17 protein-coding genes and 2 pseudogenes are annotated in these 16,525 nt (G+C 70.4%); 8 read left to right on the top strand and 11 right to left on the bottom strand.

Translation table 11 applies throughout. The annotated features are described in order from the left end of the window. Positions 1-352 precede the first annotated feature (352 nt). From HDA40_RS39070 to HDA40_RS39060, 4 genes and pseudogenes are all read left to right on the top strand, one after another. Positions 353-1,591 carry an ROK family transcriptional regulator gene (locus HDA40_RS39070; protein WP_253763113.1) on the top strand — a complete coding sequence of 413 codons (1,239 nt, stop codon included), beginning with the start codon at positions 353-355 and terminating at the stop codon, positions 1,589-1,591. Positions 1,592-1,603: 12 nt separating this feature from the next. Further along, positions 1,604-1,723 (top strand): annotated as a pseudogene (locus tag HDA40_RS42670) (helix-turn-helix domain-containing protein); the annotation flags it as partial. 198 nt (positions 1,724-1,921) lie between these two features. After that, positions 1,922-2,320, top strand: a pseudogene (locus HDA40_RS39065) (transposase); the annotation flags it as partial. An 18-nt stretch (positions 2,321-2,338) separates the two neighbouring features. Continuing rightward, positions 2,339-2,749 carry a VOC family protein gene (locus HDA40_RS39060; RefSeq protein ID WP_253763112.1) on the top strand — a complete coding sequence of 137 codons (411 nt, stop codon included), beginning with the start codon at positions 2,339-2,341 and terminating at the stop codon, positions 2,747-2,749. Position 2,750: 1 nt separating this feature from the next. Here the strand turns inward: HDA40_RS39060 and HDA40_RS39055 are convergent, their stop codons facing one another. The 10 genes from HDA40_RS39055 to HDA40_RS39010 form a co-directional block, all read right to left on the bottom strand. Continuing rightward, positions 2,751-2,990, bottom strand: a complete 240-nt coding sequence (locus tag HDA40_RS39055) for a class I SAM-dependent methyltransferase (RefSeq protein ID WP_253763950.1) — start codon at positions 2,988-2,990, stop codon at positions 2,751-2,753. Between the two features lie 187 nt (positions 2,991-3,177). Next, positions 3,178-4,047, bottom strand: a complete 870-nt coding sequence (locus tag HDA40_RS39050) for a lactonase family protein (RefSeq protein ID WP_253763111.1) — start codon at positions 4,045-4,047, stop codon at positions 3,178-3,180. 1 nt (position 4,048) lies between these two features. Next, positions 4,049-5,215, bottom strand: a complete 1,167-nt coding sequence (locus tag HDA40_RS39045) for a glycoside hydrolase family 16 protein (protein ID WP_253763110.1) — start codon at positions 5,213-5,215, stop codon at positions 4,049-4,051. Next, the gene (locus HDA40_RS39040) at positions 5,215-5,355 is read right to left on the bottom strand and encodes a hypothetical protein (protein ID WP_253763109.1); all 141 of its coding nucleotides are present in this window, start codon (positions 5,353-5,355) and stop codon (positions 5,215-5,217) included. The genes HDA40_RS39045 and HDA40_RS39040 overlap by 1 nt, the downstream gene beginning before the upstream one ends. Positions 5,356-5,382: 27 nt before the next feature. Beyond that, entirely contained in the window at positions 5,383-6,216 is an 834-nt protein-coding gene (locus HDA40_RS39035; protein WP_275979870.1) for a fumarylacetoacetate hydrolase family protein, read from the bottom strand. A 123-nt stretch (positions 6,217-6,339) separates the two neighbouring features. Continuing rightward, positions 6,340-6,936 carry a bifunctional 4-hydroxy-2-oxoglutarate aldolase/2-dehydro-3-deoxy-phosphogluconate aldolase gene (locus HDA40_RS39030; RefSeq protein ID WP_253763107.1) on the bottom strand — a complete coding sequence of 199 codons (597 nt, stop codon included), beginning with the start codon at positions 6,934-6,936 and terminating at the stop codon, positions 6,340-6,342. Between the two features lie 23 nt (positions 6,937-6,959). Next, a complete protein-coding gene (locus HDA40_RS39025) occupies positions 6,960-8,255 on the bottom strand; it encodes a sugar ABC transporter substrate-binding protein (protein WP_253763106.1) in 1,296 nt (431 codons plus the stop codon). Positions 8,256-8,281: 26 nt separating this feature from the next. After that, a complete protein-coding gene (locus HDA40_RS39020; protein ID WP_253763105.1) occupies positions 8,282-9,139 on the bottom strand; it encodes a carbohydrate ABC transporter permease in 858 nt (285 codons plus the stop codon). Next, a complete protein-coding gene (locus tag HDA40_RS39015) occupies positions 9,136-10,068 on the bottom strand; it encodes a carbohydrate ABC transporter permease (RefSeq protein ID WP_253763104.1) in 933 nt (310 codons plus the stop codon). Before HDA40_RS39015 ends, HDA40_RS39020 begins: the two co-directional genes overlap by 4 nt. Beyond that, complete coding sequence (locus tag HDA40_RS39010) at positions 10,065-10,868, bottom strand: IclR family transcriptional regulator (protein WP_253763103.1); 804 nt, start codon at positions 10,866-10,868, stop codon at positions 10,065-10,067. Before HDA40_RS39010 ends, HDA40_RS39015 begins: the two co-directional genes overlap by 4 nt. An 89-nt stretch (positions 10,869-10,957) precedes the next feature. On the opposite strand from HDA40_RS39010, the gene HDA40_RS39005 reads away from it, so the two are divergent. The 4 genes from HDA40_RS39005 to HDA40_RS38990 all read left to right on the top strand — a co-directional run bounded on the left by HDA40_RS39005 (position 10,958) and on the right by HDA40_RS38990 (position 14,781). Then, positions 10,958-12,106: a mandelate racemase/muconate lactonizing enzyme family protein gene (locus HDA40_RS39005; protein ID WP_253763102.1), complete on the top strand. Its 1,149-nt coding sequence runs from the start codon at positions 10,958-10,960 to the stop codon at positions 12,104-12,106. Continuing rightward, positions 12,103-13,002 (top strand): dihydrodipicolinate synthase family protein, encoded by a 900-nt coding sequence (locus HDA40_RS39000; protein ID WP_253763101.1) that lies wholly within the window; start codon positions 12,103-12,105, stop codon positions 13,000-13,002. The genes HDA40_RS39005 and HDA40_RS39000 overlap by 4 nt, the downstream gene beginning before the upstream one ends. A gap of 70 nt (positions 13,003-13,072) precedes the next feature. Further along, positions 13,073-13,780 (top strand): SDR family NAD(P)-dependent oxidoreductase, encoded by a 708-nt coding sequence (locus HDA40_RS38995; protein WP_253763100.1) that lies wholly within the window; start codon positions 13,073-13,075, stop codon positions 13,778-13,780. After that, positions 13,777-14,781, top strand: a complete 1,005-nt coding sequence (locus HDA40_RS38990) for a sugar kinase (RefSeq protein ID WP_253763099.1) — start codon at positions 13,777-13,779, stop codon at positions 14,779-14,781. The genes HDA40_RS38995 and HDA40_RS38990 overlap by 4 nt, the downstream gene beginning before the upstream one ends. A 112-nt stretch (positions 14,782-14,893) precedes the next feature. Here the strand turns inward: HDA40_RS38990 and abc-f are convergent, their stop codons facing one another. Then, on the bottom strand, positions 14,894-16,516 hold the full coding sequence (abc-f, locus tag HDA40_RS38985; RefSeq protein WP_253763949.1) for a ribosomal protection-like ABC-F family protein: 1,623 nt from the start codon (positions 16,514-16,516) through the stop codon (positions 14,894-14,896). Positions 16,517-16,525 lie beyond the last annotated feature (9 nt).

Below are 16,525 nucleotides of genomic sequence, written 5' to 3'. Positions count from 1 at the left end.
CGCACCCTTCGCCGTCGTTTAATTTACGCCGTGATTTAACTCGGACGGCATCGGCCTGTCAAGATTCTCTTTATAGAGCGGGAACGAGGAGCGTGCCACGGCCCGTCCCAGACCCCGCAAGCTCTGCGGCTGCGGAGCAGGCGTGCGCCCAGGACGGCGACCTGCGGATTCGCCCTGCCATCTCGTGATGAACCACCCTCGTCAGTCGGTGAACCGCCGGAGCCCCCGACTCGCCGGCGACCGGCGGCCGCCCGGCGGAGGAATCGTCGACGCCCGGGCGACACGCGACGGAGAGGTGTCGTATAGTCGCATTTACTTCAAGGCGTTAACAAAGATCATCCAGGAGGGCTCCATGCCGACCCGCAGGTTCACGACGGTCCACGACCTGCGGCGCAACCATCGCGCTGAGCTGTTGTCCGCGCTCTACGTCGACGGCCCGCTGACCCGGCCCGAGCTGAGCGCCGCCACCGGGCTCAGCGCCGGCACGGTCAGCAACGTGATCAACGATCTGATCGAGGCCGGCGCGGTCGTCGAGGCCGGAGCGCTGGACTCCAGCGGCGGACGCCCGCGCATCCTGCTGCGGGTCAATCCCACCCGGGGGTACGCCATCGGCGTCAGCATCGGCCCCCGGCACATCCAGGCGGGCGTGTTCGACCTGGCCATGACCGAACTCAGCCGAATCGACCAGCCGCTGCCGCCCGAGGCGCGCGATCCCGAGCAGGCGGCTCGCCGGATCGAAGCCGTGACCGACGAGGTGATCCGGACCGCCGGGGTCGACCGGGCGCAGGTCCTCGGCCTCGGCGTCGGCGTATCCGGGGTGGTGGAGCACGGTGACGAGATTCTCGTCAGTGCCGAGACGATGGGCTGGAACGCGGTGCCGCTGGCCCGGCTGCTGCAGCACGGACGTGGAATTCCCCTGTTCGTCGACAACGGCGCGAAGAACATGGGGCAGGCCGAGCTGTGGTTCGGCGCCGGACGCGGCGCGCAAGAAGCGGTCATCGCCCTGCTCAGCTCGGGCGTCGGCGCGGCGATCGTCACGCACGGCAGCGTCTACCAGGGCGCCAGCAGCAGCGCCGGCGAATGGGGGCACATGACCGTCGAGGTCGGCGGCCGGCGATGCGGCTGCGGTGCCCGGGGCTGCCTGGAGGCGTACATCGGCGCGGAGGCGATCATCGACCGCTACCGGCAACTGACCGGCCGCCGGACCGACCCGTACGCCGACGACCAGGCCGTCCTGGCCGACATCGTCGCCGCCGCGCCGGACGACCCGGATGCGCAGCGGGTCATCGACGAGACGGCCCTCTACCTCGGCACCGGCGTGGCCAACCTGATCAATCTCATCAACCCCGAGCGGATCATCATCGGTGGCTGGGCGGGTCTGCTGCTCGGAGATCGGATCCTGCCCGCCGTCCGCGAGATCACGCGGGAGAACGCGTTGCGGGTGCCCTTCAACGACGCGACCATTCACCTGGCCAAGCTCGGCGTCGACGCCGCGATCGTCGGGGCGGCGGCGCTGCCGATCGCGGAGTTCCTGCGGACCGGTGGGGCCGCGGCTCAGACTCGCGTTGAGGTTGTTGTCGTAGGTGGTTGAGAGACTGGTCCGGTGAGTAGGTTCACGGCGTTCCGGTTCACTGTCGATGCCCGGGCGGGGCAGATGGTGGTGTTGGGGCGGCATGCGGGTGCGGCGCGGTTTGCGTTCAACCAGTGTCTGGCGATGGTGAAAGACGCCCTCGATACCAAGGCCAAGACCGCGGATGGTTCGGTGCGGGTGCCGTGGACTGCGTTTGATCTGATCAACAGCTTCAATGGGTGGAAGCGGTCGGCGGCGGCGGGCCGGGTGTGGGCGGTGGACTCGGCCGGACAGGCCACGCTGCAGAGTACGGGTTTGCGCTGGCGGTCCGAGGTGAGTCAGCAGGTGTTCGAGAAGGACCGCCTCTCCGCGCTGTTCGCCGACGACCACCATGTCGAGGTCGAAGCCACCTGGGGCATCTATCAGCGGATGATCGCCGCCTACCGCGAGCCCGACCGGGCGAAGGGACGAGAGTTGATGGTCAAGCTCATCGGGTCTGTCAGCGCTGGCGTGCCGAAGGCCCTCACCGAGATCATCACCCTGGGCCGCACATTGAAGAAGCGAGGAGCCGACGTACTGGCCTACTTCGACCGGCCCGGCACCTCCAACGGCCCGACCGAGGCGATCAACGGCCGGCTCGAGCACCTCCGCGGCTCCGCCCTCGGGTTCCGCAACCTGACGAACTACATCGCCAGATCACTCCTCGAGTCCGGCGGGTTCAGGCCGCAACTACACCCTCGAGTGGGATGAGCCCTCTATCGTCGGTCCATGACCACTCGACTGAACCCCTACCTCAGCTTCGCGGGTGATGCCTCGGCCGCCCTGGCGTTCTACCAGGACGTGTTCGGCGGCGATCTCACGATCAACCACTTCGGCGACTTCGGCACCGACGACCACGGCATGGGCGACCAGGTCATGCACGGCCAGCTGGAAACAGCGTCTGGCCTCACGCTGATGGCCGCCGACATGCTGCCGGGCGAGACGTTGCGGCCCGGGAACAACCTCGCGGTCAGCCTCGGCGGGGACGACACCGAGGAACTGCGCGGCTACTGGCAGGCGCTGTCGGACGGAGGGACCGTGACGGTCGAGCTGGCCACCCAGCCGTGGGGCGACGAGTTCGGGATGTGCGTCGACCGGTTCGGGACCTCGTGGCTGGTCAACATCGCCGCGGGCGGCTGACCTACCCGATCCGCGCTGCGCCCGGTCGGCGATGCCGCGGCCGGCGGCAGTCCCCTTGCGCTCGAACCTCGTCACCGGCCGCTCGGCCCAGCGATCGACCACGCCACCCTCGAAGGCCCGGCTCGGCATCGAGCACCCGCACCATCTGCTCGGCGTAGTCGGCCCAGTCGGTGGCCAGCCGCCACTCGCCCCCCGGACGGAGGCGACTCGCCGCGAGGGCCGCGAAGGGTGGGGTGACCAGCCGGCCCTCCGATCGAGCGGATCGCGGCCGACGTACGTCGGATCCACCACCAGCTGCTCAGCCTCCCCCCGGGGGTGCCGGCGGCCCGGCTGCGGGGCTGGCGCGCGGCCTACGACGACGTGCTCGAGACCGGCGGCTTCAGACCCCACCTACACCCTCGATTGGGATGAGCCTGTATAACAGGCTGTCAGACTCCCGTCGTGTCGGGGGTGATGATCCGGAGCTGAGTCGCTCGGCGTACGCCCACGAGCGGCAGAACGCAGGAGGCGGCGGGCACCGAGGCCGCCCGGAGTCGCCGGGGCAGCCCGGTCTGCGGGTCGAGCCGAAACGTCGTGACGTCGCCGGAGCGCTGATGGGCCACGTGCAGCAGGGATCCGTCGACGGCAAGGTGCCGGGGCCACATGCCGCCGCTGGGGAACTCCGCCACCAGTCGCAGGTCCCCTGGGGTGAGGACGGCGACGACGTCGGGACCTCGGTCGGCCACGTAGACGAAGCGGTTGCGGTGGCCGGCCAGTTCGGACGGTTGCGTAAGGCCGGCGTACCGGGCGATCGGCCGCCAGTCCGGGTCGAAGGTGGCCACCGCGCCGTCGCGTTCGCAGGTGACCGTCCAGTGGTCGCCTAGGCGGACGAAGTGGCGGGGACCGCCGGGGACGGCGTGCTCCCCCACCGGCGTCAGCCGGCCGCCGTCCAGCCGCGTACGCCGGACGACGTCGCCGCCGAGGTCGCTGATCAGCACCTCCCCCGCGTACGCGGAGATCATGTGCGGGTGGACGAACCCGTCGAGCACCTGCGACGGCGGCCCGGCCGTGCCGTCGGCGTGCAGCGGATGCACCCGGACCGTTCCGGCGGCGTACTGCGCGGTGATCAGGTGGCCGCCGACGACGGCCAGGTGGCACGAGTCGGGGTCGGTCGCGTACACGATCGGCAGCGCCGGATGCTGCGCCAGGAACGACGGCGACGGCACCCCGGCGAGCAGGCGTACGCGACGGTCGGGGAGGACGCGGACGACGCCCGCGCCCTCCCCTCGGGGCGGTGTGTAGCACCCGGCCAGCAGCACGTCAGACCTGGACGAACTTCACCGCGTCGGCCCGGGCGCAGCCCGTGCCGCTGGAGGTGAGCTTCACGGCGGTCGAGGTGCCGGCCGGCAGGGTGAAGCTGCCCAGTGACACCCAGCCCGAACTGCCGGTCGTGCCGTTGACGTATGTGGTGCTGCCCGCGATGTCGTACCGGGCGTTGGCGTCGCTGTTGGCGTACACGAGGGTGTAGACGTAGACCTGGTAGGTCCCGGCGGAGCGCAGGTTCGGCCGCCACGTGGCGGTGTTGCCTGCCGAGCCGCAGGCCGCGTAGCGGGTGGGCGAGGCGTAGGTCCAGCCGGTCAGCGTGGAGTCGTACCACGTGCCCGTCTCGCTGTAGCCGTACGCGGCGGGCCCGTCGTTGTCGACGTAGTAGTCCTTCTGCCAGTAGCGGATGTAGTCGAACTGCACCGCCGAGGGCAGGAAGGCCGGGTTCGGCGAGGTGCCGTAGCCGATGGTGGTCAGCCAGATGTTGAGGTAGTCGTGGGTCCACTGGCTCGGTGTGTAGGGCGCGGTGTACTTGAGCACGCCGTCCACGTAGAACTTGACCGAGGTCTCCGCCCAGTCGATGCCGTAGACGTGCCACTGACGCAGGTCGAGGCCGGTGTTGTAGGTCGACCCGGGGTTGTAGGACGCGGCCGACCCGTTGCCCTTCCAGGTGTGCACGCCGGAGTGGTTGGTGGCCAGGGCGGCCGGGGACGACGTCGAGTCGATCTCGAACCCGTCGATCTCGGTACGCGCGGTCGGCGACAACGTCGTGCTGCCGTCGCCGGACATCAGCCAGAAGGCGCTGTGCCAGCCGACCCCGTCGTTGATCTTCGCCCGGGTCTCGTAGTAGCCGTACCGCAGCGACTGCTTGCTGACCAGGCCGCCGCCGGTGAAGCTCTTCCCGGCGTACGTCTCCTGCTTGAGGTTGATGTTCAGCAGGCCGTCCGCCACCGACACGTTCTCGGGCCGCTGGGCGCTGTACGCCTTCACATCCGTGCGGTAGTTCCATTTCGCGGTGTCGACCGCTGTGCCGGAGAACTCGTCGCTGAAGGCGAGGGTCCAGCCGGTGCCGCCGATCGGGTCGGCGTGCGCCGGACCGGCGGACAGGGACGCCCCCAGCAGCACCGCCGGGATCGCCAGCCAGAGAGCACGATGAGCACGCATCAGTTCCTCCCGTAATAGAGCCGCAGGTTCGCCATCGAGGGCTGGTGGTGGCCGATGTCGTCGGTGAATTCGGGCTGCGTGGTGCCGTTGAGCGCGGGCAGGCGGGTCCAGTTCCCGGCGTGGTCGAGGGATCTGCGCATGTCTCTCCTTTGTGGATGGAAGGAGTGCTATGCCGTGCCGATGACCTGGCGCTGACGGCCCAGTCCGGCGACCTCCAGCTCCACGATCTGGCCCGCCCGGAGGTAGGGACGGCCGGGCCGGCCGATCGCGCAGCCGGGCGGGGTGCCCGTGTTGAGGATGTCGCCGGGGCGCAGGACCATGAACTGGCTGGCGTACCAGACCAGGTGCGCGGGATCGAAGATCATGTCGCGAGTGGACGCGTCCTGGCGCGTCTCGCCGTCGACCCACAGCCGCAGCCGCAGATCCGACGGGTCGCCGAGGTCGACCGGCGGGACGAGCCAGGGGCCGAGCGGGTTGAAGGTCTCGCAGCACTTGCCCTTGTCGAGGGTGCCGCCGCGGTCGTGCTGGAAGACGCGTTCGGACACGTCATGGGAGATCGCGTACCCGGCGATCGCGGCCTGGGCGTCCGCGGGCGAGTCCAGATAGCGGGCGGTCGCGCCGATGACCACGGCCAGCTCGATCTCCCAGTCCACGGCGGTGCCGCCCCGAGGAATGAGGACCTGGTCGTACGCGCCGACGACGGTGTCCGGGGCCTTCAGGAACAGCGCCGGTTCGGCCGGCGGCTCGAATGGTGGCGGCTTGCGATAGTTCGGGCCGACGCAGATCACCTTGCCCGGCTGGGCGACCGGCGCACCGATGCGCATCCCGGTGACGTCCCAGCGCGGCAGCGTCCCGTCGGCGAGCGCCTGCGCGACCGTCGCCACACCGCCGCCGCCGAGGAAGCTCCCGTCGATGTCGGCCGTCAATGACGACAGGTCGTAGACCACGCCGTCGGCATCGGCGACGGCGGGACGTTCCCGACCCGGCGGCCCAACGCGCATCAGTCGCACAGATTCCTCACAAAGGTGGTCCAGACCGCACAAGGGGCCGCGTTGATCATGGAGTTAGGGGGTGCGACACGCCGTCGACCAGGCAGTTAAGTTCATGATCAACGGGAAGGGGGGTTACGTGGGCCAGGCGGAGGCGGCGGCGGACATGAAGCGGGCGGCGCGATCGCGGAGGACGTCCCACGCCCCGGCGGCGACGAGGCGGGCGTCGACGAGCGCACTGCCGACCCCGACCGCCACCGCCCCGGCTGCCGCATACTCGGCGACCGATTCCGGCGTCACTCCACCGGTCGGCGCGAGGCGCAGCTCCGGCATCGGAGCCAACAGCTCGCGCAGGTAGCCTGGCCCGAAGGCGCTGGCCGGGAAGACCTTCACCAGCGCCGCCCCGCAATCGGCGGCCGTCTCGATCTCGGTCGGAGTCAGTGCTCCGCACACCACCGGCAGCTCGGTCGCTGCCAGGACGGCGGGCCGGACCGTGGGCGTGACGAGGAACTCCGCCCCGGCCTCACGAGCCGACATCGCCTGCTCCGGTGTGCGTACGCTTCCTGCTCCGACGAGACACGAGCCCGCCACCGCGGCGCGCAATTCGCTGATCGCGGACAGCGCGCCGGGTGTGGTGAGCGTGATCTCGACGGCGGACAGGCCCGCGCCGGCCAGGATTTCGCCGACCCGGACCGCACCCTCGGCGGACGGGAGCCGGATAATGGCGATCACACGGCCCAAGCCGCCATTTGCCGTCATGAGGTGAGTGCCTCCATTTGGGATTTCGCGGTGGCCAGCGCGTCCTTCGGGCTGGCCTTGCCGATGAGCGCGGACTGGACCGCGTTGGCCAGCGCGGTCTCGATCTGCGCGAACTTGGGGTAGATCCAGAACGGATCCGGGGTGGAGTGCGCGCCGATGGCGCTGGTGAACGCCGAGACGAACGCGTCGGCCTTGACGTCGGCGCTGGCCAGCCCGGCGGTCGTGGTCGGCGGCAGTCCGGCGCCCTTGTACCACTGGTTCGTGTAGGTCGGGTCGCTGGTCATCGCGGTGACGAACTTAGCCGCTGCCGCGGAGCCGTCGCCCTGCAGGACCGCCAGCGCGTGTCCCCAGGCGAGGTGGCGCGACTGATCGCCGGAGGCCTTGACCGGGCAGGAGATCGGCAGCAGCTTGTCGCCGAGCGTCTTGTCGGTCGACGCCTTGGTGACCGCGCCGCGCCCGCCGATGGCGTCCTCGTAGAAGCCGACCTTGCCCTGGGCGAACAGCGCCCGCGCGTCGAACCGGTTGACGTCCGGCGCGATGAGCTTCTCGTCGTACAGCTTCTTGTACCAGGTCAGCGCCTCGACACTGGCGTCGTCGCCGACGGCGATCTTGCCGTTGTCCACGACCGGGGAGCCGAAGACCCACATCCACGGGATGAAGTCCTTGAGCTGGTCCACCTTGGTCATCGCGGCCCACGGTACGACTCCGCCGCCCAGCCCCTTGAGGGCACGCAGGGCGTTCTCGAAGTCGGCGATCGTCGTGGGCGCCTGGGTGATCCCGGCCCGGTCCAGCAGCTCCTTGTTGCCGATCAGACCGATGCCCGCGGTGGTCCACGGCAGGCCGTACTGCTTGCCGTTGGCCTTGGCGATACCGAGCGCGGCGTCGGTGTAGCCGCCCTTGGCCGCGATCGGCCCCAGGTCGACGAGCTTGCCGGTGGCGGCGAGGGTGGCCAGCCAGGCGACATCGGTCTGGATCACGCCGGTGAGCGTGCCGCCGCGTACCTGGAGCAGCAGCTGGTTGAGGTAGTCGTTGTACGGATACGACGCGGTGGTCACCTTTGCGCCGGCGCTGCCGGCGTACGCGTTGACCATGGTCGTCAGGACGTCCTTGGTGGACGCCTCGTTCAGCGACCAGGCGGTGAAGCTGAAGTCCTTGACGCCGTTGTCGGCGAACGGATCACCGGACGAGGTGGACGGGCCGCTGGTGCCGGGGGCGCACGCGCTGAGGACGGCGGCTCCGGCGGCCAGGCCGAACAGTTTGCCGACGCTGCGGCGAGAATACGTGTGGGACATCGCGTACTCCTGAGGGTGTGGAGGGTTCAGCCCTTGACCGCGCCGCTGACGAGCCCGGCGACGAGGTAGCGCTGCAGGATGACGAATCCGCCGACGACCGGGAGTGAGACCACCAGCGAGGCGGCCATCAGGTCGGGCCAGGCGGCCTGGAACTCCCCGAGATAGGTGTTGACCAGGCCAGGCGGCAGGGTCTGCTTGTCCGGGCCGGCGAGGGTGAGGGCGAAGATGAAGTCGTTCCAGCCTCGGATGAAGGCGAACAGGCCGGTGGCGACGAGGCCGGGCAGGCTGACCGGCAACAGGATGCGGTGGATGACGCTGCCCTGGCCCGCCCCGTCGACCTTGGCCGCCTCCAGCAGCTCGTCGGGGATCGTGTCGAAGAACCCCTTGAGCATCCAGACGCACAGCGGCAGGGTGAACGTGGTGAACGACAGCACCAGCGCCAGGTAGGAGTTGAGCAGTCCGAAGGCGCTGAACAGCAGGTAGAGCGTGATGAGCAGGAGCGCTTGCGGGAACATCTGCGAGGCCAGGATCAGTGACATCAATGATCGGCGGCCTCGATAACGGAACTTGCTGAACGAGTAGGCGGTGTACGCCGAGACGAGCACCGTCAGCACGGCGGTCAGCGACGACACGATCAGGGAGTTGACCAGGTACCGGCCGAGGACCGGGTTGTCGGCCAGGTTGGCGAAGTGTTCCAGCGTGACCGTACGCGGCCACAGCCGGGGCGGGAATCGGAAGGCGTCGCCGCTGGGCGTCAACGCGGTGACGATCAGCCAGTAGACCGGCCCGAACGCGAACACGCCGATGACGAGGACAGCCGCCATCGCCAGCCACGGCCGAGGTTTGCGTCGTTTCCGGGGCGCTGCCACCGTGAGCGTCGTCATCGCTTCTCCTCCCGCTCGGCGAGGCGTACGTAGCCGACGACCAGCACGAGCAACAGCAGCAGCCACAACGCGCCGAGCGCGCCGGCCCGGCCGAGGTCGAAGCCCTTGAACGCGGTCTCATAGACGGCCACGGCGAACGTGGTGGTGGCGCCGGCGGGACCGCCGCCGGTGAGCACGTAGATCATGTCGAAGTGCTGGAAGTTCCAGATGACTTCGAGCAGCACGACGATGCCGATGATGCCGCGCAGGTGCGGCAGGGTGATGTGCCAGAAGCGGCGCAGCGTGCCCGCGCCGTCCATCGCGGCGGCCTCGTGCAGCGTGGCCGGGACGGTCTGCAGCCCGGCCAGCAGCATCACCATGATCCAGGGAAAGCTGGCCCAGGTCTTGGCGACGATGATCGCGGCCATCGCGGTGGTCGGGTCGCCGAGCCAGCTGACCGGCGCGTCGATCAGCCCCAGCTGCACCAGTACGCCGTTGAGCAGCCCGTAGTTCGCGTTGAAGATCCAGAGCCAGGCGAACGAGACGACGACGCCCGGGATCACCCACGGGAACAGGAACACGCCCCGCAGTACAGCGCGGCCGGGCAGCCGCGTGTTCAACGCCAGCGCCAGGGCGAAGCCGAGGATGAACGGGCAGGCCGTGCTGAAGACGGTGAAGACCAGCGTGTTGCGCAGCACCGGCCAGAACTGGTCGTCGAGCACCTGCCGGAAGTTGTCCAGGCCGACGAAGCTGCGCCCGGGGATGACCAGGCTCTGCTGGAACAGGCTCGTGGTCAGCGATCCGATCAGCGGGTAGAGCACGATCGCGCTGAAGAGCACCACCGCGGGCAGCGTCAGCAGGAACCCGAAGGTCTTGTCCGACAGGTGCCGCCCCTGACGCGGGGACTTCGCGACGTCGCGGACTTCCGGCGGCGACGAAATGAGCGTCACGACTCCACCACCACCGATTGCAGCGGTACGCGGGCCGGCCCGTGATAGCCGAGCCCGATGCTGATCGAGTCGGCCGCCTCGATGACGGCGCTGGCGAGGCCGGCTTCCCGGTTGGGCAGGTCGATCGCCGACAGGGGGCCGGAGACGGACAGTCCCGCGACCACCGCGCCGGAGCCGTCGCGGATCGGCGCGGCGACGCAGGCCCGGCCGAGCGCGAGTTCCTCGACCTCGGTGGCGTACCCGCGCGCCGAGGTGGTGCTGATGGCCTGGTCGAGGTTGTCGTGGGTGACGATCGTCCGGGGCGTGTACGCCGGAAGGTCCTCCAGCAGCACGCGCCGTTCGGTCGAGCTGAGCCCGGACAGCAGCGCCTTGCCCAAGCCGGTGGCGTGCAACGGATTACGCTGCCCGGCCAGCACGAACGGGCGCGGTGCGAGCCGCCCCTCGAAGTTGAGCAGGTAGAACAGCTCGTCGCCGCGGCGTACCGCGACGTTGGCGCCCAGGCCCAGCTCGGCGGCGAGGTTCTGGGCGACCTGCCGGGCTTCCCGGTGCACGGGGTGGCTGTTGAGGACCGCGCCGCCGAACGACACCATGTCCAGCCCGAGCCGGTAGAGGCCGCTGACCGGGTCGCGGTCGACGAAGCCGGCCGCCTCCAGGGTCTGCAGCTGTCGGCTCGCGGTCGACAGCGACAGCCCCACCGCGCTGGCGACGTCGGAGACCCGCAGCTCCGGCCGGCCGGCGGTGAAGACGCGCAGCACGCCGAGCGCTCGTTCGACGCTCTGGGTGCCGGTTTCCGAAGCCATCGGGTTCCACCCTCTCTGGATTTCGCTTGCGTGATACGGCAAGATATCCCGCATGTTGCAAGCGGTCAACCAGTGAACGGGAGAAGCTTGTGAAAGTAGTGGCCATAGAGTCCTATGTCGTCAAGCTCCGCCCGCCGGAGGCGTATCTCGGTGCCCGGCCCACGTCGGCGAAAGCAGACGAGTACTACGTCCGGCCGCCGTGGCGCAGCCTCTACGCCGACCGCTTCGAGACCCTGATCGTGCGGGTGACCTGCGACGACGGCACCATCGGCTGGGGCGAGGCGCTGGCCCCGGTGGCGCCGGAGATCGCCCAGGCGGTCGTCGACCGGCTCGTCGCACCCGTCCTGATCGGACGCGACCCGCGACGCGTACGCCCACTGTGGGGCACCCTCACGGGGCTGATGCGGGAACGCGGCCACCTCGGCGGGCACCAGGCCGACGCCCTGGCCGCCGTCGACATCGCGCTCTGGGACCTCGCGGGCAAGGCGTACGGCGTACCGGTGCACGCGCTGCTCGGCGGGGCGTACCGCGACGAGATCCCCACCTACGTCTCCGGGCTGCCCCGGCCGACCGACGGCGAACGGGCCGAGCTGGCCCGCGAGTGGGTGTCGAAGGGCGTACGCGCGATCAAACTGCACCTCGGCCACGGGGTCGACACGGATCTCGCGACCTTCGACGCCGTGCGGGCGGCGCATCCCGACGTGAGGGTGGCCGTCGACGCGCACTGGGCGTACGACCTGTCCGACGCGCTGCGGCTCGGTCACGGTCTGGATGATCGGGGCGCGTGGTTCCTCGAAGCGCCCCTGGTCCCGGAGGACATCGTGGCGCACCGGGAACTCGCGGCCGCACTGCGTACCCCGGTCGCGATCGGCGAGGCGCTGCGGCACCGGTTCGAGTTCCGCGCCTGGCTCGAAGCCCGCGCGGTCGACCTGTGCCAGCCCGACGTCGGGCGTACCGGGATCACCGAGGCGATGGCGATCGCCGAACTGTCCGCCGCGCACCACATTCCCGTCGCCCCGCACCACTCCGTCGGCCTCGGTGTCGCCGTCGCGGCCGGTCTGCACGTCAGCGCCGCGATCGAGGCGATGCCGGCGTTCGAGTTCCAGCCCACCACCATGACCGTCGCCAACCGCGTCCTGACCAGCCCGCTGATCGGCGGACCGGTCGGCTTCGCCCTGCCCCAGAGCCCCGGCCTCGGCGTCGAGGTCGACCCCGCCACCCTTCAGGAGGAAGAATGACCCGCTCGTCCGACGTCCGCGGCTTGATCCCGGTGCTGGCCACGCCGTTCACCGCCACCGGCGACCTCGACGCCGCGTCGCTGAACCGGCTGGTCGAGTTCCAGATCACCGCCGGCGTGGACGGGGTCGCCGTGTTCGGCTTCGCCAGCGAGGGATTCTCGCTCACCGCCGCCGACCGCAAGGAGATCCTGCGTACCGTCACCGCTGCCGCCGGACCGTCGCTGCCGATCGTCGCCGGGGTCGCCGCCACCGGCACCCAGGACGCGATCGACCAGGTCCGGGCGGCTGCCGAACACGGCGCCAGCGTGGTGATGGTCGTGCCGCCGTTCATGGTCAAGCCCAGCCCGGCGCAGCTCGTCGACTTCTACGGCCGGGTAGCCGCCGAAGGCGGTCTGCCCGTCATGATCCAGGACGCCCCCGGCTCCACCGGTGTCACCATGCCCGTGCCGCTGATCACCGAACTGTCCAAGCTCGACGGTGTCGACTCGGTCAAGATCGAGCCGCAGCCGACCACGCCGAAGGTGGGCGCGATCCGCGCGGCGACCGCCCCCGACTTCGTCGTGCTCGGCGGGCAGAACGCCCTGTTCGTGCTGGAGGAATACGCCCGCGGGGCCGAGGGCACCATGCCCGCCTGCGAGTTCCCCGACCTGCTCGCGCCGGTGCTGCGCCAGTGGCAGGCCGGCGAGACGGCGGCGGCTCGCGGGTCCTTCGCCCGGCTCCTGCCGCTCATCCGCTTCGGGCTGCAGCCGGGCATCGCCTGGTCCATCCACAAGCATGTGCTGGTACGCCGAGAGCTGATCACGTCGTCGGCAGTCCGTCCACCGGCCGTCGACGCCGACGCCGCGACTCTGGCGTGGCTCGACGACATCCTCCGCGACCTGGGCCTGCTGCGATGACCGGCCGCAGGTCGGTCATCGGCCGGCACAGACTCAGTCGTGCGAGCGCCGGCCGCAGGTCGGTGATCGCATGACCGGGCACGAGGGTCAGGGGCGGGGCGTGCTCGTGGTGGGGTCCAGTTCCCCGATCGGGCAGGCGATCCAGGCCCGGTTCCACGAAGACACCGTCGTCGGCGTCGCGCTCACCGAACCCGCCGACCTCGTGCTGGACTGCTCGACCGCGTCCGGCGCCGCGACGGCGGTCCAGGCCGTCGCCGACCGGGCGGGCTCGCTCGACGTCGTCGTGCTGGCCGCCGCGGTCATGCCGGTCGCGCCGATCACCGCCACCACCGACGCCCAATGGCAGGCCGCCTTCGACGCCATCCTCGGCACCGCGTTCGCCGTATGCCGAGCGGCGTTGCCGATCCTGTCCCCTGGCGGGGCCGTCGTCGCGGTCAGCTCGGTCAACGCCACTCTCGCCGCGCCGGGGCTTCCGGCGTACGCGGCGGCGAAGGCGGGCCTCGAAGGACTGGTCCGGCAGCTCGCCCTCGACTTCGGCCCGCGCGGCGTACGCGTGAACGCGGTCGCGCCGGGGCTGATCGACGACGGCGGCGACCCGGCGAAGGCCGCGGGCTATCCGCTCGGCCGGACCGGACGACCGGCTGAAGTCGCCGACGCCGTACACTTCCTGGCCGCTGCCGGTTTCGTCACCGGAGCAGTGCTGCCGGTCGACGGCGGGCTGTCGATCGCGTCACCGGCGGCGTTCCTGCGCGACGACCTCAAGGCACGGTGGCTGTGAACGACCTCGACCCGGCCGGACCCGGCTACGACCTGATCGGCTTCGGCGAGGCCATGGTGCTCTTCCAGCCGGAGGGCGCCCTGCGTACGGCCGAGCACACCTCCGTCCACGTCGCCGGGGCCGAACTCAACCTGTGCGCTGCCGCCGCCCGAGCCGGGCTGCGGACGGCGTACTGCAGCCGGGTCGGGGCCGACCCGCTCGGCGAACGTATCCGCGACCACGCGGCCTCCTTCGGGATCGCCACCGACCTGGTGACCGTCGACGACAGGCGCCCGACCGGGCTGTTCCTCAAGGACGTCCGCCCCGACGGCGTACGCCGCGTGCACTACTACCGGCGCGGTTCGGCCGCCTCCGCTCTGTCCGATCAGGACGCTCACCGGACGCTGGCGAGCCGGCCGCGCCTGGTGGCCGTCTCGGGCATCACCTCCGCGTTGAGCGAGACCGCCCGGGATGCCGTACGCACCCTGCTGACGCAGGCCAGTGCTTTCGGCGTACGAGTCGCTTATGATCCGAACTTCCGCCCGGCGCTGGGCGGCCTGGCCGCGCAGATCGCCGAAGCGCGCAGCCTACTCCCGCACGTGTCCGTGCTGCTGATCGGCACCGACGAGGCCGAGCCACTGTTCGGCACCACCGAGCCGCACGCCGTGTTCCGCGCGGCGCGGGCGGCGGGCGTGGCCGAAACCGTCCTCAAAGCCGGACCCGACGGCTGCTGGTACGCCGACGGCGACACGGCAGCCCACCTGCCCAGCGCCGCGACCACCGTGGTGGACCCGGTCGGCGCGGGAGACGCTTTCGCGGGCGCCTACCTGGCCGGCCGAGCACGCGGCACGACACCGGCGGGCGCGGCCTGGCTCGCCGGCCAATTCGCGGCGGCGATCGTCGCTACCCCCGGCGACACCGACGGCCTCCCCACCCCCACCGCCGCCGCATCCCTCCTGGCTACCGCCTTCACCGCCACCTCGCCATCCGCTCCCCCCACCGCCCCTTCCGGTCGATCATGAACCTTCGGTCATGATCAAGCTGAAATCGTGTGGGTGGGTGGGCGGTGGTGTCGTGTCCGGAGCGGCCTGATCAACCCCTTGAGTCCCTGATCAACTCCGTGATTTGCCGCATTCATCCGTTGGCCGCGACGACATCACCTCGGTCGAGGTGGAGCCGGCGACCGGTGAAGGTACGGCGGATGCGGCGATCGTGCGTCACCATGATGACCGCACCGGCATACTCGGCGAGCGCGGATTCCAGCTGCTCCACCAGGTCAGGAGCCAGATGATTGGTGGGCTCGTCGAGCAGGATCACCTCGGACGGATGCCGCATCAATCGGGCTAGCTCGATGCGGCGACGCTGGCCGATCGACAGCGTACGCGTAGACCGGCGCAGGTCTTCGGGCCGGAACAGCCCGAGGCTGAGCAGCAGATCGGCGTGCTCGTCCGGCGTACCGGGTAGCCCGTCGGCGAACGCGCTGAGCACGGTGCCGTCGGCGACGGTGTCGTGCTGTCGCAGGTAGCCGAGGCGGTCGGAACTCCACGCCGTCCCACTGTCCGGCGCGAGTTCGCCCGCGACCACCTTGAGCAGCGTGCTCTTGCCCGCACCGTTCGGTCCGGTGACCAGCAGCCGGTCGCCGGGATCGAGGCTGAGTTCCGGCAGGTGCAGCCGGCCGCGGACGACCACGTCCACGCAGCGCACGACGGGATCGCCGCCGGACTCGCCGTCGAAGCGAGCCATGAGCCGCAGCGGCTCCGGCGGCGGCGGCACCGGATCGGCGGTCAGCCGGCGCAGTTCCTCCTTCGCGTTGCGGATGCGGCCCATCGCGCCGTGCGTACGCGATCGCGCCCGGAACGGGCCGCCGCCGAATCCTGCCTTGTCCATCTTGCGGGGAATGGCGGACAGCCGTTCGGCCTGCGACGACAGCAGCGCCGCCTGCCGGGCGTACTCGGCCTTCCACTGCTCGTAGCGCTGGATCTGGTTCGCCCGCTCGGCGGCCTTGGCCGCGAGGTAGCCGTCGTAGCCGTTGCCGTGCCGGCGTACCGCCTTCGCGTCACCGTCCACTTCCAGCACGGTGCTGGTGAGCTGTTCGAGGAACACCCGGTCATGGGTGACCGCGACCAGCGTCCCCCGGTACGCCCGCAGATGCTCCTCCAGCCAGCCGAGCGCCTCGTCGTCAAGGTCGTTCGTCGGCTCGTCGAGTAGCAGCAGTTGCGGCCGGCTCGCCAGCACGGCGGCGAGACCGAGCCGGGCCACGTCGCCACCGGGCAATGTGTCCAGCCGCCGAGCACGGTCCAGCCCAGGCCGGCCGAGACCGTGCAGGGCGATCTCCACCCGGGCCTCGGCGTCGTAGCCGCCCCGGATCTCGAACAGCTCGGTCAGCTCGGCGTACTCCTCGGCCGCTCCGTCGGCGTCCCAATTCCGTTCCAGGAAACGCATTCGGCGTTCGAGGTCGCGGAGATCGCGGAGTCCGTGCTCGATCGCGTCGGCGACGGTGGCGCTGCCGGGCAGGCCGAGTGTCTGCGTCAGGTAGCCGAGGCCACCCGGGGCGGCCACGATGACGCGACCGTCGTCGGGCTGGAGGACACCGGCCATCAGTCGCAGCAATGTGGACTTCCCACTGCCGTTGTCGCCGATGACGCCCACGGACTCACCCGGCCGCACGGCCAGGGTGACGTCGCCGAGCACGACGTGCTCGCCGAACCGGACGGTGACGGAATGCAGGGACAATTGATGATCTAGGGCGGTAAGCATGTTCACCTC

It is taken from the genome of Hamadaea flava, from assembly GCF_024172085.1.
GTDB lineage: Bacteria > Actinomycetota > Actinomycetes > Mycobacteriales > Micromonosporaceae > Hamadaea > Hamadaea flava.
This window is presented reverse-complemented; position numbering and strand designations above follow the sequence as displayed.